The sequence below is a fragment of the Breznakiella homolactica genome (assembly GCF_016616095.2).
Lineage (GTDB): Bacteria > Spirochaetota > Spirochaetia > Treponematales > Breznakiellaceae > Breznakiella > Breznakiella homolactica.
This window is the reverse complement of record NZ_CP067089.2, coordinates 824,662-841,373: the sequence shown is the minus strand read 5'-3', so window position 1 is coordinate 841,373 and position 16,712 is coordinate 824,662. Positions and strand designations below refer to the sequence as shown.

13 protein-coding genes are annotated in these 16,712 nt (G+C 51.4%); 1 reads left to right on the top strand and 12 read right to left on the bottom strand.

The window, feature by feature from the left end:
• Positions 1-4 precede the first annotated feature (4 nt).
• The 7 genes from JFL75_RS04060 to JFL75_RS04030 all read right to left on the bottom strand — a co-directional run bounded on the left by JFL75_RS04060 (position 5) and on the right by JFL75_RS04030 (position 9,997).
• The gene (locus tag JFL75_RS04060; protein ID WP_215625420.1) at positions 5-505 is read right to left on the bottom strand and encodes a PTS sugar transporter subunit IIB; all 501 of its coding nucleotides are present in this window, start codon (positions 503-505) and stop codon (positions 5-7) included.
• Between the two features lie 170 nt (positions 506-675).
• Positions 676-2,637, bottom strand: a complete 1,962-nt coding sequence (locus JFL75_RS04055) for a BglG family transcription antiterminator (protein WP_215625419.1) — start codon at positions 2,635-2,637, stop codon at positions 676-678.
• A 109-nt stretch (positions 2,638-2,746) separates the two neighbouring features.
• On the bottom strand, positions 2,747-4,663 hold the full coding sequence (locus tag JFL75_RS04050) for a bifunctional metallophosphatase/5'-nucleotidase (RefSeq protein ID WP_215625418.1): 1,917 nt from the start codon (positions 4,661-4,663) through the stop codon (positions 2,747-2,749).
• A gap of 71 nt (positions 4,664-4,734) precedes the next feature.
• Positions 4,735-6,831, bottom strand: a complete 2,097-nt coding sequence (locus tag JFL75_RS04045) for a DUF5107 domain-containing protein (RefSeq protein WP_215625417.1) — start codon at positions 6,829-6,831, stop codon at positions 4,735-4,737.
• Positions 6,832-6,861: 30 nt separating this feature from the next.
• Positions 6,862-7,704 (bottom strand): carbohydrate ABC transporter permease, encoded by an 843-nt coding sequence (locus JFL75_RS04040; RefSeq protein WP_215625416.1) that lies wholly within the window; start codon positions 7,702-7,704, stop codon positions 6,862-6,864.
• A 15-nt stretch (positions 7,705-7,719) separates the two neighbouring features.
• A complete protein-coding gene (locus JFL75_RS04035) occupies positions 7,720-8,625 on the bottom strand; it encodes a carbohydrate ABC transporter permease (protein WP_215625415.1) in 906 nt (301 codons plus the stop codon).
• Between the two features lie 94 nt (positions 8,626-8,719).
• Positions 8,720-9,997 carry an ABC transporter substrate-binding protein gene (locus tag JFL75_RS04030; RefSeq protein WP_215625414.1) on the bottom strand — a complete coding sequence of 426 codons (1,278 nt, stop codon included), beginning with the start codon at positions 9,995-9,997 and terminating at the stop codon, positions 8,720-8,722.
• A gap of 355 nt (positions 9,998-10,352) precedes the next feature.
• Between JFL75_RS04030 and JFL75_RS04025 the strand changes: the two genes are divergently transcribed.
• Positions 10,353-11,828, top strand: a complete 1,476-nt coding sequence (locus JFL75_RS04025) for a sulfatase family protein (protein ID WP_215625413.1) — start codon at positions 10,353-10,355, stop codon at positions 11,826-11,828.
• Between the two features lie 6 nt (positions 11,829-11,834).
• On the opposite strand, the gene JFL75_RS04020 is transcribed toward JFL75_RS04025, so the two are convergent.
• The 5 genes from JFL75_RS04020 to JFL75_RS04000 all read right to left on the bottom strand — a co-directional run bounded on the left by JFL75_RS04020 (position 11,835) and on the right by JFL75_RS04000 (position 16,692).
• Entirely contained in the window at positions 11,835-12,734 is a 900-nt protein-coding gene (locus JFL75_RS04020) for an AraC family transcriptional regulator (protein ID WP_215625412.1), read from the bottom strand.
• 168 nt (positions 12,735-12,902) lie between these two features.
• Positions 12,903-13,787, bottom strand: a complete 885-nt coding sequence (locus JFL75_RS04015) for a dihydrodipicolinate synthase family protein (protein ID WP_215625411.1) — start codon at positions 13,785-13,787, stop codon at positions 12,903-12,905.
• Complete coding sequence (locus tag JFL75_RS04010; protein ID WP_215625410.1) at positions 13,787-15,115, bottom strand: FGGY-family carbohydrate kinase; 1,329 nt, start codon at positions 15,113-15,115, stop codon at positions 13,787-13,789. Before JFL75_RS04010 ends, JFL75_RS04015 begins: the two co-directional genes overlap by 1 nt.
• Positions 15,116-15,157: 42 nt before the next feature.
• Positions 15,158-15,886: a GntR family transcriptional regulator gene (locus JFL75_RS04005; RefSeq protein WP_215625409.1), complete on the bottom strand. Its 729-nt coding sequence runs from the start codon at positions 15,884-15,886 to the stop codon at positions 15,158-15,160.
• Between the two features lie 41 nt (positions 15,887-15,927).
• A complete protein-coding gene (locus JFL75_RS04000; RefSeq protein ID WP_215625408.1) occupies positions 15,928-16,692 on the bottom strand; it encodes an HAD-IA family hydrolase in 765 nt (254 codons plus the stop codon).
• Positions 16,693-16,712 lie beyond the last annotated feature (20 nt).

The window sequence follows — 16,712 nt, the reverse complement described above, 5'->3', positions numbered from 1 at the left end:
TCCTTTAAAAAATATTATTTTCTTGCAGTAAGTTCCCCAAGGGGACCGGTTCCTCCGCGGCTGTCCGCTGGAAAACCGTATGTTCCTGCAAGGCAAAGACCTTCTGGAAAAGTTTTATTTCGTCCGCTGTAACCCTGAAACCCGGTGCCAGCTGGACCGCGTCAGAATGCCCGGCGTTGTTTCTCCCGTAGGTTCCCACATACACAGGAATACCGGCGGGCAGCTGTTCAAGGATCAGTAAAAGATCCCCGGGGGTATCAACAATAATCAGAATTTTCAGATCGCCGAAGGACGGGTCCTGCAGCAGTACCAGGGCGCTCTGCAGTTCCTTGATCGCGACTTTAATGTTTCTTGGTACCGCCATTTTCTGAACCATGGAAGAGACCCCATCCGTAACCAGCTGGTCATTGGCAATGATGATGCTGTCTGCGGCTAATGATTCACACCAGCCGTTAATCGACTGGCTGTTGATTAAATCTTCATCAAGCCGCAGTGCCATGATCATAGGATCCTCCAAAAACAAAGTTACGCCGCAGGTTACGCAGCCCTCCGCAGAACCGGCAGCTATCCGGGTCATTCCTGATGATTCAGTGTAAAATTGGAATTTGGAGAACTCAATACAAATAATTTCCCAGGTAGGTGCCTGTTTTTTTGAATACTCGCGGTCTGTGGTCTTTAAGGGTAAATACTGCCGACAATAAATTCTATGATTTCATCGGCATTGCTGGCGGATATCTGTTCGACAAGCCCCGCACTGGCGTGCATAAATGTTATCAGCATCGAATTCAGTGTCTTTATCTCGACATAAGGTCTGTTTTTTCTGTTGAAAAAAACAATCATCTGCACCGGTTCGTTATCCCAGAGAAAGGCTGTTTTTCCGGTGATAAGGACAATTTCCTTTTTGCCGTAAAAACGGCTGTCCGCTGATACCAGAGCGATCCGGTTGCCGCGTTCGTCACTGAGAAAAGTATTGTTGTCGGAACATTCCCGGATAAATTCTTCCCGCCGGCCGGCGCTGATATAATGGTCCGCCAGGTACCCGTAGACTTCCAGCTTAGTTTTAAAAATCCTGTTTTTGATTACATTGCCGTCCTTAATAAGGCCCTGCAGTTCCGACCGGAGCAGAATGGAGAGGTATTTATTCAGGGAAAGGGACTGTCCGGGAAACCGGAAAAAATCGAGCCTGATAATGGGCAGCTCAATAAAATTGTACCGGTCCTGTTCAATATCGGTAAGCAGAAACGTATAGGGCTGCATATCCATATACGCGACATCGGTAAACTCCGCCACATCAATGGAAATAATCTTGGAGGGGTATTCTTCCAATATCCGGTTTGCCACGTTCCTGGAAAAATGAATCCCGTAACGGGAAACCAGGATGATTCTGTAATTAGCCTCCCGCTGGGTGTACCGGGAAAAGGAATTATGGATAATAAAATATACTGAAAGTATTTCCGGCTCCGGCAGTTTGATGCCGTATTTCCGGTAATACAAAACGGCAAAATCCCGGCATATATCCGATATAAACGAACCATCCTGTTTTACCTGGTATACACTTTCTTCATCCACGGGCAGCTGAAATACAGTGCGGGCTTTAAGCCCCAGAAGGAAGCAGGAAAATTCACGGATAAACTCATTATCCAGGTAGTTATCCACACCGAAGTACAAATCTCTGATATAGCCGATTAAATCAAGGGTATCATTTCTGCACTGCTCCGCTGTTTCCGGACGGTCATAGTCACCGCCGCTGATTCTTGAACAGAAACAGAGCAGGAAAACGGTGATCGCGTCAATATCTTTCCGGCGGATGGTATAGCCCAGGGAGTTGAGCCGTTCGGCGATGGCCTCCGCGGGAACCGCATAGGGACTTTCCAGGATTTCGCTTTTCTGTGTCTCATTAAAATCCAGGAGATCGTACTGGTCAGCCCTGGTCTGGGATATAACCACATAGAGTTTCAGTTTCGTCAGGTAAATATAGGGAATTTTAAGATTGTACTGGTTAAAAACTTCCTGGATAATACGTTCAATGTCCCGAAGCTGGTACCGGTCCTTGTCGATGAATTTACCGAATCCTTCATCGGTTGAATCCTTTATCACCGAGCTCATCCGGAATGCGATTTTATCCGTGTAAATAAGACAGATCCGGGTATTCCATTCGGTTCCCACAAATTTCATGCCGTAGTTCGGCCTGGAGATCAGGGTGCATCCGTATTTGTTCAGCAGGGTTTTTACGGTTTTAATGCTTTTTGAAATAGTGCCCCGGGAATAGAAATACATCTGGGTTAATTCATCGATGCTGAAAAACCGCTCATTGAGAACCAGATCAAAAAGTATTTTATACGCCAGGAAGTTCCGCGAAAAATGAAGATACTGATTGCGCTGTTTATCATGGAGAAAATCATTGCTGAACCCGGCAAATTCTTCCGGGAAAAGGATTTTGATTTCAAATCCCTTTCCCTTGGTCCCATGGATGCGGGCGCCGTTTTCTCTGAGGAGATCATCGATTAACTGCAATTCGTAGGCAACGTGTTTCCGGGACAAGTTGCAGTATTCCTGCAGTTTGCTGATGGAAACTGTTCCCCGTGATTCCAGAAGCTGTTTTAGGATGATCTCTCCGTTGGCTGACAAAATCTGCATTAGATCAATTATAACAGTTCCGCGTATTTTTTTATACGGTTATTTATTGCGGAATCAGGCATAAAAAATCAGCCCCTAAAAAACTTTAGGGGCTGTCTGCCGGATTGATTTACCGCAGGGCTTCTACCTGGGCCTTGGTTACCGGGGACTTGAAGTCCGTGGTAATCCGGCCGCTGTTGATCGCCTCCACGGCCTTGGCCCGCAGAGCCGGGTCCCAGTTTAGGTTGACGAACCGCCAGTTGTTATCGCAGTCGTTGGTGATGGTCTGGTTGGGCTGCATCCGGATGTATTCGATGATCAGGTCGGGCATGCTGGTGAGCCCCGAAGGCGACTGGACATCCGCCTCGATCAGCTGGGCGATCTTTTCGCCGGGTTTGAACACCCCGGTTTCGGAGGTATTCAGAAGCTGGGTTGATGCCCGGTAATCGTTGCAGGCGATGATGTATTCCTTTGTCAGGGAGAAGGGGCTGCCGTCGGCCATGCTGAGGACCCTGATACGCTGCCCCACGGGTTTGGTCAGGTCCACTTCATACTTAATCCCCGAGAATTGGTCCTGGTTGTAATCCCGGATTGCCCCGGTGGAAATGGTCAGGTCCGTAGCGGGATTAAAGGCGGGTTTTGTATGGTCCGCCGTACCGTTGACAGTGGGCGTGAAATAGCTGTAGCTGTATTCCATCCACTTTATTACCTGATCGCCGGTCATCCGGAGTTTGTACAGGGTATTGTTGTCGTACTTGTAAATCGTGGCAACCCCGGCGATGGTGATCTGCCCGGGCTGGTGATTTGAGTTCGTATCCAGCGGAGCGCCGCCGGCGATTTCCGCGCCGGTGAAGTGCATCATTACCTTGTTAACCAGGTCCGCCAGGGCGGTGTCCCGGAGGTAGCCTTCATAGGAACCTTTGATTTCCGGTTCCGGCACGAGCGGTCCGCCCGTCAGGTATCCCACCACGGTTTCGCTGACGTAGCGCCGCACCGTCTCATGGGCTTTGGCAACCGCCGCAGCTACCTGGGGATCCTGGGGTGTATCCGCAGTGACAGAAATAATATCCGTCTGGACCCCGGAACCGGCGTAATCGCCGGTCTTGTTGGGGATCACCCACTGGCCGTTCTCATAAACCGCGGTGATGATCACCTTGCCCACCGACGCGGCGGCGTTCTTGTTTTCAGCGTATTTGACCCCGGGATTTCCCAGGACGACCTGCTTATCCTGGGTTCCCCTGATCGTGTGGAAATGGGCGCCCATGATGACCGCCAGTTCGGGGTTCATATTTGCCACATCCAAGGCGCCGGAGCCTTCGGTGCCGTATTCATTTTCAGTGCTCATATGGGCCGCCAGGACAAAGATATCCGCCAGGTTTTTGCGCTTGATCTCGTCAATGGTCCGCCGTACCGCCTGGGAAGCGCTTTCCGCCCTGAGGCCGTCCTTCCGCATGTTCCCCTGATCCCAGCGTTCAATGTTGGGGGTTACGACGCCTATCACCGCGACCCGGAGTCCCTGGGGCATGGTGAACACATGGTACGGCTGGAATCCCTTTAGGTAACTGCCGTCATTGTAGGTCACGTTGGCCATGAGTTTCTCACCGGTAAACCCGTCAAAGGCCTGGTACATTGCCTCAATACCGAAGTTGAATTCATGGTTGCCCAGGGTGGCCGCGTCATAGCCGATCACTTCAAAAGCCGCCACATTGGGATAGGGTATAAAATCCTTGTTGTTTATAAAATAGCTTGTCCCGTTTCCCTGAATCGTATCACCCACGTCAATCACCAGGGTAGGTCCGGGGAAACCGGCTTTTTCCCGGCTGATAATGGACGCTGCTTTGGTAAGGCCGCCGACGGTTTCCCTGCCGGTGGCGTAATTGTAATTCGTAAAACTGCCGTGGGTATCACTGGTAAACAGGATCTGAAACGAGACCTTGGTTCCTTCGGGGATATCCGCGGCTCCCTGTGCGGTGCTGCAGGCGGCTACGAAAAATACCGCTCCCAGAATCGCAGACAGGGCAACGTATTTTTTAATTCCTTGAATCATATAATTCTCCTTTTGATTTTTTTTTCCGAAGAATAATTTTCTCATGACTCTTTTGGTTTAGCAAGAAAATATTAGATGTTTGTATTCATCCGAAGATCAATAATTTCCGGCGGCTTCAGGGTGCGCCGGACTTCCTCCAGCAGCGCGGCGTCGTATGGCACACCGCGCTGCCCCGCCAGTTCAACCGCCTGCCAGCGGAACCATAAATCCGTCAGAATACTCTCCCCTTCACGGATGGCGGCAAACTCATGGCTGAACAGGGTCCGCAGATAATCATAAGCTCCAACTTCAATGGCCGCCTGCCCCGCCAGGATCCGGATGTATTCATGGCCGCGGAGGGTTTCCGGCAGATCTTCATAGAAGTGCCAGGCTTCACCGAAACGCCCTGCTTCAATCAAAAGCATGAGGTATTCCTCTGCAAAGGCTCTGTCCAGACGGCCCTGTTCCGCCGCTGAGGATCTGCCCATCCATTCGGCGGCCCGGCCCGGATCGCCGTGCTGCAGACATACGCAGGCGAGATTACGGTATATCACCGGATGGGGAAAAAGATCGGCAGCTTTAAGCCAAAGGTTTTTTCCGTGTTCGTGGGCGCCGTTTTCATACTGCATTACCCCAAGATGCAGCAGCGCGGCGGGACTTCCCGTATCCGCCGCCGCTTCCAGCAGCTGCTGCCAGGCGTTATCCACCATCCATGACGACGGAAGTGTATTGGCGTCAAGATCCGGCAGCCGTCCTTCCCGCAGCAGGAGCAGCCAGGGCATCTGCCGTTCTCCAAGGGTCGTTTCCGGAAAAACAAACCCCTTTGGAATAGCTTTGTCACCGGCATAGCGGCGGCGGTTTTCCTCCAGGGCGCCCCAGCCGGAGCCGTGATGCAGCAGCCGTTCCGCCGGCAGTTCGGCCATCGAACGGAGGCGGCTGTCCGCGGCGAGGACCTCCCGTGCCGGAAGCCGTTCATCGATCTCACTTTCAATAAAAACTTTTGACTTAGTCCATTCATCATGGCAGCGGTCCGGATCGGCGCAGGTGAATCCGCCGAAAATTTGCGTGAATTCAATAACACTGTTCTCCGGCATCACCATGCCATGGACCTGGGTTGGCGCGAGCCCCGCCTGGATTTCAACGTAGGCGCCCTCCCCGGGCCGCGCGAGGTAATCCTCCCACCGGCGGCCTCCCCGGTGCGCGCCCCAGCAGAACATCTTGCGGTACCGCAGCGGCTGGGTTGAGCGTTCGAAAAAGACAAACCCATCATCCTGCACCGCGGCTTCCCAGGGAGAGGCAAGTCCGGCGGGGTTCTTGAAAAAATACTCGTTGGAACGGTTATACCGCATCGGATAGGAAACATCGAAATCCGCGTGCCGCCCCTGCCCGTTCGTAAGGTACGGCAGTTCTGCGTGGCCGAAGAAAACCGGGGCGGCACGGAAATTCGCGCTGTTCATTTCGATATTATGCTCCGTCATCCAGCGGAAGGACGCTTCCTTGTTCTGGAAGACCGTCTCTGCGGAGGCCGAAAACACCCTGGTACGTTCGGTTTCCGGGACGGCGATATTGGTCCACCAGTACATCGGTGTGGCCGTGTCCCGGTCGTTCACGATTCTGACGTGGGCCTGCAGATACGCGCTGCCTTCCGGCAGATGAAAGTCAATCTGCCAGAACAGTTTTTTCTGGCGCTCATACTCGTACATGCGGAGAAAATCCGTTCCGGTTTCATCTTTTAATAGAGCGAAAAAAACGGAATCACAGGTGGTAAAGGTATGGCCTTTCTGGGAAATGTTCCATTCGATTCCGCCGGAAAACCAGGCGTTCCGCAGGGCCAGGTTGGCGGGCTGGAACACCGGGTTGGTAAACAAAAGCTCCCGGCCGGTTTTCACCTCGGTCAGTGAATACAGCCGTCCCCCGTACTCCGGCAGAAAAACCGCCCGGAGCAGGCCGTTTTCCAGCACAATGGTCTTCAGGGTAAGCATCCTGCGGGACCGGGTGTAGCGGTCCTGCATCGTATACGGCAGCACCCGGGCCGCTGTCTCTCTTCCGAAACCTTCCAGCTCATCGGGCTCCAGGGTACCGTCATCCTGTACATTGGATGCATGGCTGAGCTCCCGGAAAACCGGGAGCGGGTTTTCGCCCTCCAGGGGAGCGCCGGGGATGGTAAGGGCCGAGACGTAGGCAGCCATGAGACAATCTCCTGATCAGCTTTTTTTAGGTCACCCCTTTAACCCGCCGGAGGTGACACCGCTGACAATTTTTTCCGAAAGCGCGATATAGAGAATAAAGGTCGGCAGGAATACAATGACCACCACCGCGAACATGCCCGCCCAGTCGCCGACATACCGCATGGAGTTGACCATGGAATAGAGTCCCACCGAAACCGGACGCAGGGCCGTATCGTTGGCGAAGATCAGGGAAATAAAGAACTCATTCCAGATGGTGATGAAGTTAAAAACCACCACCGTGACTATGCCCGGTTGCGCCAGGGGCAGCATGATCCGCCAGAAAGTCGCCACCTGGCCGCAGCCGTCGATGGCGGCGGCGTCTTCGTATTCATGGGAAAGATTCCGGAAGAAGGTCATCAGGTAGTAGGTCGTAAAGGGCAGAACCACACCGATGTACAGCAGAATAAGCACAAACCGGTTGTTGGTAAGCTTCATGGACGCGATCAGTGAAAACAGCGGCATGATGATCATGATGGTCGGGATGCCGAGTCCGGCAATAAACATACTCTGGAGCAGCTTGTTCCCCCGGAACCGGAACCGCGAAAGGCCGTAGGCGGCGGGGGCGCAGATGCAGACCGCGAGAAATACCGAAGAAAACGTATATATGATCGAATTGACGAAATAGCCCGCTATGTTATGGTGAAACAGGGCATTCCAGTAGTTTACAAAGTGGATCCCCGATGTGGACATGGTGTTCGAAAATATGGCCGCCGTGGTCGAAAGCGACGCCCGGAATATCCAGCCGATAAGGACAAAGGTAAAAAGCACCCAGGCGCAGACCAGAATATAGCCGGGAATCAGTTTCGCCTGTTTTTTCAGTCCGGAGTTTTTCATACGCTAATCCTCCCCCTAGAATTCAAGATCATCCTTATCGCGGAGGATAAGATTTATTACCAGGAACATCACAATAACGGTGATGGTCATTATAACGCCCACAGCGGCGCCGGCGCCTACATCCACCAGGGTGTTCTCGTCAACGCCGAAGACATTGCGGTACATATAGACCGCCGGCGTGATGGTGGCCCGCATGGGAATCAGTGGTGTGAATACCTGGGACCAGACAAAGAAACCCACCGAACGTACGCCCCAGAGCACAACGGTCGTACGGAAAACGCCCTTCAGCAGCGGCAGGGTGATCCTGAAAAACTGCTGGAAAACATTGGCCCCCTCAATGGTGGCCGCCTCGTAGCAGTCCCGGGGAATACGTTCAATACCGGCCATGTATGTTGTCATAAAGTAACCCACCATACCGAAACAGTAGGCCACCAGCATCGAACCGAAAATATGTTCCGGCGAAGTCCACTGGACCGCGGCGAGGGTTTTGAGTCCCAGGGTTTCAAAAACCGTCTTAAGCAATCCGTATTTGGCGTTATAGACGTATTGCAGCCACATCGTGCCCAGGGCGACCGCCGCGATGACATTCGGCAGATAGATGACCGCCCGGAAAAATGACTTGAACTTCACCCCCGATGTCAGTATCACGGCGAACACCATGGCGATGAACAATGTTATAACGCCACCGTACACCAGGATCTTCACCAGGTTGACCATTGCCGCCTGGAACATATTGGAGTCGATCAGGGTACGGTAATTTCCGAACCCGAAAAAAGACCACTGGGACACCGGGGATGTAACGGTGGGGGTTGTGAAAAAACTCATAACCGTGGTGCGGACCGTTGGATAAAGATATATCAGCAGGTACAGCAGCACCGCGGGGCCGATAAAAATGAGCAGGGCCAATTTGCTGCGTTTCATAGGCATATCTCCTTCTCTGCCGGAGTTCCGAATTAATGAAAAAAATAATGGCAGAACGGCTTTGCCGCCCTGCCACTGGATAGCTTTAAAAATCTTATTTCATAGCTTCGATAAATCTGGCGGCGGAGACTTTGCCGCCGATCAGTTTGACAAACTCTTCCTTAATAAGGGAGTTCTTATCCGCGTTGTTGCGGATTGTGGTGCTGGCGGGATACCGCTTGGTAAAGCCTTCAAAAATACCCTTGGCATCCTCCAGCTGCTTCGGCCACTGGTTTGACTGATCCATGGGGATTCCATAGGTCTGGGCACTGAGCAGCTGATCGTACTTGCCGGTGGAAATAAACGCCGCGAAGGCCATTGCCTCATCGGGGTACTTGGTGTTTTTGTTTACACACATTATCTGTGAACCGACAACGGTCGCGCCCTTATCGTCGGCACCGCCGGGTACCTCGGGATAGGCAAACATACCCCAGGGGAAATCAGGGCCGGCGGTGGCCATCACTTCATTCGGAAGCCATGAACCGTTCAGGTACATGGTGACTTCACCCAATGCAATTTCCTGCTGACCCGCGGGCCAGATATTGGCGGAAACCGTAGAAGGCATATAACCCTTGGCCGCGAGTTCCTCAAAATCCTTGGCGGCCTGGAGAACCTGGGGATCGTTCCAGCTGTTGCGGCCGTTAACCAGACCGTCCACCCAGTCTGAACCCTTATAGCGGCACAGATGGAAACCAAACCAGATGTCGGCGTACGCGTCGTCGGTGGTGATCGGTATAAATCCGGCGGCCTTGAGCTTCGCGCAGACATCCAGGAATTCCGCCCAGGTTTCCGGCGCCTTAGTAATGCCGGCCTTGGCGAAATGGTCCTTGTTGTACATCACCCCCCAGACATTCGGCTGGTACGGGATTCCATACAGACTGCCGTTCGCGTCTTTGGACCGGGTAAGATCCACATACATCGGCAGCAGAGCCTCGCCCAGGGCTTTTCCGCCGGTGGAGGGGAAGGTCCGTGTATAATAATCGTCCATATTCAGCAGATAGTCCTTCCAGGTCCTGATGGCAAAATCGATATTCTGGTCCATCAGATCCACCTGCTGGCCCGCTTCCAATGCGGGAAGAACGACTTTTCTGTTCTCCCGTCCGTTGTTGACAATGCTGATCTTGACACCGGGGTTCTGCTGCTCAAATTCCTTGATAGCGTCCCGCATCACCCTGCCCTGGGACTCGGTATTGTTCCAGTTTGACCAATAGACAAGTTCTACCGTTGTCCCCGAGCCGGAAGAAGCGCCTCCGGAGCTTTTGTTGCATGCGGTTACAGCCATAAAAAACGACAGACTCAGACAGAAAATTCCCAGAAGTTTACTCTTTTTCATGCAGGGTTCCTCCTAAATACAATAATCGCAATCAGCAGCAGCCGAAAATATTTCCGGAAGCCATTCCATAAATACTAAATTTCAGACATACTTTGAATTCAATCAACCATAAAATTTTTAAATAAATGACATGATTTTTTTAATGCCGTGAATCATTTATTCAGGGCATTAACTGCATGTATAATATCACGATTTTCTCGAATGGCGATTTAGATATTTGGTCATTAAATTTGCACTTTTTGCATGGGGAATCACTTTTTTAATAGTTTGTGCAAATTCTATGGCTGTTTGGCTAAATCAAAACCATAGTATTTGTGTTAAAATTGCAGATAAAGCAATGAATGGAGTGATTCTAATGGCAGAACGCAGCAATATTCTTTTTATTATGACCGATGAGCAGAAATTCAGCGCGGTTTCCGGGCTTTCCGGTATTAGTGATCTTACACCGAATTTTGACCGGCTTGCGAAGGAAGGTGTGTGCTTTACCAACGCTTACACGCCGTCACCGGTCTGCGGGCCCGCCCGGGCGGCGATTATGAGCGGAATGTTTCCGCCGTCCTGCGGCGTTGCGAAAAACTGGTCACCTTTTTCCGGCGAAGTCAGCCTGATGACGGAACGCCTCAAAACCTGCGGCTACGAGACCGCGGCAATCGGCAAACTGCATTTTGTTCCGTCCCAAGACGATTTCGGTTTTGAGTATAAGCGCCTGCATGACGCCCCTTACTCCATCTATGCCAATGACGACAAGGAATCCGCGTATATACAATGGCTCCAGAAGGGCCCCTTCGCCGGAAGGTTTGATCCCGTGAAGCGTTTCGACGAGGATGAACTTGCCTTTAATACCGATATCAGAAAATTTATGATGGGCAGCGCCTTCCGCACCGAAGAAGAGCACGATGTCGCCTGGACCGGGCGGGAGGGAGTCGAATTTTTACAAAACCGCGGCAGGGACCGCCCGTTTTTCCTGTTCCTTTCGTTTTTTGGTCCCCACATGCCCTACGATCCGCCGGCGCCCTACGGTTCAATGTACGACTGGCGGAGCATTAAGCTGCCTGATTCATATTACAAGGACTATCTCGCGGACAGCCCCATCTTTAAACGGCTTTGTTCGCCCCTCCGTGAGCGGATTCTCTCGGAACTGACGGAGGATGACTGCAGGCAGATCATTGCGGCGTACCTGGGTCAGGTTAAAATGGTCGACGATTACGTGGGCCGGGTTATCCGGCAGCTTGAGGAATCCGGCGAATACGATAACACGACGATTATCTTCACTTCGGATCACGGCGACCACATGGGATCCTACGGCCTCTTTTTCAAAGGGCAGATGTACGATTCCTGCTGCAAGGTTCCGCTGGTTATCAAGCCCGCGGACGGGAAAGCGGGCGTCCGGGAGCCGAGTGTCGTCAGCACCATTGACCTCTACGGTACGATCCTGGATCTCGCCGGCGACGCGACATGGCGCCGTCCTGGTATTGAGGCCCGGACACTCCAGCCGATGCTCCGCAATGATACATTCCTCTGGGACGATGTGACATTTTCCATTATTGGCGGCAACCGCGACGAAGCGCTTTCGATGGTGCGCCGGGGGCCCTACAAGCTGGGCCGTCTGGCCGACGGCGGACCTCAAAAGGCCCTTTACGAATTGTTCGACCTTGAGGCCGATCCCGATGAGTCCCATGATGTATTTGAGGATCCCGCGTATTCAAAGATTCGGGCTATGCTCGTCTCCGAGCTGGATGCGTGGTTCCGATACCAGTATGCGCATTACCCCGACCAGGTCACATCGGTCCGGTCCGAAGACCACAGTTTTAACGGCGTCAAAAACCTGTAGTCCCGGTTATATGTCCTCCGGAGTATTCCGGTCCACGAGTACCTTTACCGAGGTCGCGTACTCCGACGGGGACATTCCGACGTTTTTCCGGAAAACCCGGGAAAAATAATGAATTGAAGAAAAGCCGAGGGTTTCGCTGATGCGGGTGAAATTCATTGTTTCCTCACGGATCATTTGTTTTGCCCGCTCGATGCGCAGGTTCCTGAGGTATTCCATAACGCCGAGACTGTTGTTTTCCCGGAACAGGGATTTCAGGCTCGTTTTGCTGAGGGAAAAATGGGTCGCGATATGGTTTATACTCAGGTTCTTATCGAGATTTTCCTCAAGATACACGGTTATTTTTTTGTAAATTTCTTCGTTATAGTGTTGCCGGTTGGCCGATGTGATCGCGGGAGCGCCGTCCATGCGCATAATGCTGATCAGCAGAAGCTGCAGATACACGGAAATAAGCTGTTCACAGCCGAATTTGGAATCGCGCCGTTTTTCCAGCGCCTTTAGGTACGGGTCGCCCAGGGGGCTGGAAAAGGCGTTTTTCGCCTCCGCGACGATCTGGCCCATGTATTTTTTGCACTGTTCATCCAGTATAACAATCCGGTCGCGGAAGGATTCCATCGCCGGATTCCGGCACACAAAGGATGCCACCACCAGGTTCGGCGCGACGATACCGTTGGCAATCACCATATGGAATTCATTCGGTTTGTGGAAAATCATTTCCCCGCGGCTCAGCACAATATAGTTGTCATCGGCGCGGACCGTTACTTCACCCTTGTCCACGTAAAGAATTTCCCAAAAATCGTGGCGTTCCCCAAGAAAAAGGTAATCCTTCGAATATTCGAAATAATGAACTGAAACAATGCTTTCAATCTCGAATTCCTGTGTGAGACTGGTCATTTGATATTCGCTCAAAAAAACACACCCTCCTCCCGGCCGGGACATGCGCGTGACGTAAAGTAAATATAGTATAACATTATTAACGAAAGAAATGAATAAGCTCCACCTAATTGCCGCTGGTCCCGTTTTCATTGGCCGCCGCGGAATATAGGTATTGTCCGTTAAGCTGCCGTGATTTGTGAATCAGGGATAAGTATTCAGGATCTTTTTTATCTTTTCCGCCCCTTCAGGCGGGATAGGAAGGAGCGGAAGCCGCGGAACACCGCCGCGGAAACCCGCTGAATCCATTGCGGATTTAACACCCGCCACGCCGTAAGTGCCGGAAATTTCTATGTTAAGGGCGATAATCTTTCTGTTAAGTTCAGAAGCTTTTCCGAGGCTGCCGCCGGCAATCGCGTCGTACAATTCCACCGCTTTTCCCGGCAGATAATCAGCCAGGGACAACACACCGCCGGCAGCGCCGTTCAGCATGGCGGGGAAAAACGTATTGGCGCTCCCTGACAATACGGAAAAAGATTCCGGGACCGCGTGGAGTATTTTTTCAATCCCCCCGGAGGAAGAATCTTTTATCCCGGCAATATTCGGATGTTCCGCGCATTCCCGCACCAAACGGGGCGAAAGATCGATACCGCCTGAAAACTGAGGTGCCCGGTAGAGAAGACAGGGAATTCCAACCGCGGAGGCCACATCGGTGAAGTACTTTACCAGGACGGAATCTTTCATCTCACTTTTAAAATACGAAGGCGCCAGCAGTGTTATATAGTCAGCCCCCGCTTCCGCGGTCAGCAGAGCAAATTCGATAGTTTCCATGGTTGATTCATAGATGCTTCCCGCCATAACAATCTGCCCGGGCGCTTTATTGCGGATCACTGAGGCAAGGATCTTTTCCTTCTCGGAATTTAAAAGGGATTTATTCTCTCCGTTGGAACCAAAAACGAGATATCCCTGTATCCCGCTGGCAGCGTATTTTTCCATGTTATACTCGAGATGATCATACCGAACATCCCCGGTTTCTGAAAAAGGTGTCGTCAAAGGCGCGAATATTCCGCGGAGTAATTTTTGTTTCATCAGACATTCCCCCTGCCGAGGCCGCTGACGGCCAGCCGGGCGCTGCCGATAATCGGACAGTCATCGATTATCTCGAAATGGTATTTGCCGAAGAGTTTCTCTTTCACCCGGATAAATGCGGGATTGATCATACCGCCTGTTAATTTTATTGTCCCGTTCAGTTCCATAAAGGTATCACAGATATCGATTACGTTTTTAATAGGTTCATGGATGCCCAAAAGAATCGCCGCGAGAAAATCCTCTCTTTTCGAATCCAGGGTCAGACCGGTAAACGCACCTTTCTTGGGCTCAAGGCTCTGCCGGTCCCCGGCAAGATAGGGCAGGAAAACCACTTCAGTTTTTTCTAGACGGGTATCAACCACTGATGGGAATTCAGTGCCGAAAAATTCTTTTTCATCCATGTCACGGTAGAATTCATTTCTGAACCAATCAACGGCAAAGCCGCTGGCGGTGGTCGCGTAAATCTGCCAGAGTCCGGCGGAAGCGGAACAGCGGAGATAATACCGATCATCGATCCGCGGAATGTCGGTAAGCACGGAAACCATCTCACTCGATCCGGATATGTTGAGTATATCGCCGGCACAGGAATTTCCCGCGCCGATCTGGGCTGTTGCAGCGTCGTTCGTACCAAGGGCAACCGGAATACCCGGTGTAAGTCCGCAGCGGGACGCCATTTCCTTTGTGAGCGTTCCGGCAATGGTTCCGGGTTCTAAGATTTCCGGCAAAAAGCGTTCCGGTATCCCAAAGGTATCGCAGATTTCTTTTGACCATCCCGCACCCGTAACGGTCTCATACATTCCCATCATGGACGCATTGACCGGATCCGAACACCAGCGGCCGGTGAGTTTCTTGTAAATATACGTATTGAGATGCCCAAGCTTGTATGTTCTGTCAAACAGAGCCGGTTCGTTTTCCTTTGTCCATAAAACAGACGTAACCGACGCCCCGCCGGTGAAAGGCTGTATTCCGGTAATAGCCTGGAACCGTTCCTTTCCCATATTGTCAAGAATATCCCGGGTTTGTTTTTTACTGCGCCGATCGAGATGGGTAAAGACTGGATATACCGGATCGCCTTGTTCATCCATAAAAGTCATGGAGGGTGAAAAAGCATCGAAGCCGATCAGTTCAACATCACGCGCGTCCGCACCGAAACTGCGGATGCCCTCGGTCATAGCGTCGAGAATTACAGTACCGTCCAGTTCGACCCAGTCACCGTTGTATACTCTGATTTGGTAGGATACCTTCGCCGTCCTCAGTGTGGTATATGTTTCATCAAGAATAGAAAATTTTATTGATGACGTCCCAAAATCCATGGCTAAAATCTTCATAAAGAAACCCTCATGCTATTAAGCAAAAATTTGTTTCAGTTATCAGGACCGTTTGTATTCCATTTTTATTTTGATCCGGTCTCCCCGGAAGATAATTCTCGAATACTCAAGAGGAAGTTCCCGGTCGGTATATACGATATTTTCGAGCAGCAGCAAGGGAAAATCCGGCTTTACCGAAAGAAGCCAGGCTTCTTCGGTGGTTGCGGTAGTGGCTTCCAGTGTTTCGATTCTGTGCTGAATCGGGTAATTGTAATTCTTTTCGATGACATTACACATTTGATTGTTTTCGAGATCCTGTTCCTCAAGACCGGGAAAATGCCGGGCGGGAACGTACGAAATATGGTAACTAAGGGGGATTTCCTTAATAAACCGGATACGTTTGACCGCGAAAATATCAAGGCCCCGCTCAATGCTGAGAATTCTCGAAACCTTCGCTGTCGCGGGGATCTTCTCAATGGAAATCATCTTTGTCGAAGTTTCATATCCCATCTGCTCAAGCTGCTCTCTTATTCCATACCGGACGAGAGGCTTGCTTATAATCTTCGGCTCCGCCACGAAAGTCCCTTTCCCCTGGGCACGGAAAAGAAGACCCGCATCTACGAGTCGGTTGAGGACGGCCCTCACGGTCATCCGGCTGATACCGTATATTTTACTAAACTCATTTTCAGAAGGAATGCACGCGTTAATCGGCCATTCCTCATCTTCGATCTTTTGCCGCATTATCGTCTCAAACTGTGTATGCAGCGGAAGCGCACTTTGCCGGTCCAACATAATTCAAATCTCCGTTTTCATGTAAAGAAATCAATAAAATTTTACAGTAATATATCAATATCCGCAATTGAAATGTACCCCTGGCCGGCTGCCGCCGGACTATCCGCGGATATCTCACTCCGTTCTCCGCCGGGATCACCCAGAGAAGAAACCACCAGATCAGCTTCGGAGAAATCTTCCCCGGCGGTATAGTAACTCCGGGTTATGACACAGTGCATTCCCGCGTTTTTTGCCGCCAGCAGTCCATTCCGGCTGTCCTCAATGACACAGCAGCGGTCCGGCTGGAGTGAGTGTTTTTCCGCCGCCAGGATATAAATATCAGGAGCCGGTTTCTTCCTCGCAACAATATCCCCGCAGAAAACCCCCGCAAACCAGCCGAAACAGGTATCACCGTAATTCTTCCGGATCAGCGTTTCAACACTTTCTCTGTGCGATGTGGAACAGACAAACAGAAGAACATTCTTCTCGTGGGCTTCTGTAATAAGCCGCAGTATTCCCGTCCGCGGGAGGAGAAGGCCCTCCTGTACCATTTCCTTAAAGATGACGGTCTTGCTTGAGTAAATATTCTCAATCATATCCCTGCCGAATATATCCGGGGGGAATTTCTCCGGGTTTTTCTCAAAAAAAAACCTGAGGCGTTCTTTGCCGCCTGATATGCGGACCAGTTCCGCATACTCTTCCGGGGACCATTGCTCACTGATACCGGCATCCTGCATCGCGCGGTTATAGGCAACCCTATGACCGTCCCGTTCGGTTTCAGCCAGGACACCGTCGCAGTCAAATAAAAGCGCCTGCAGTTTCATCATTCCTCCATACACGTGATACT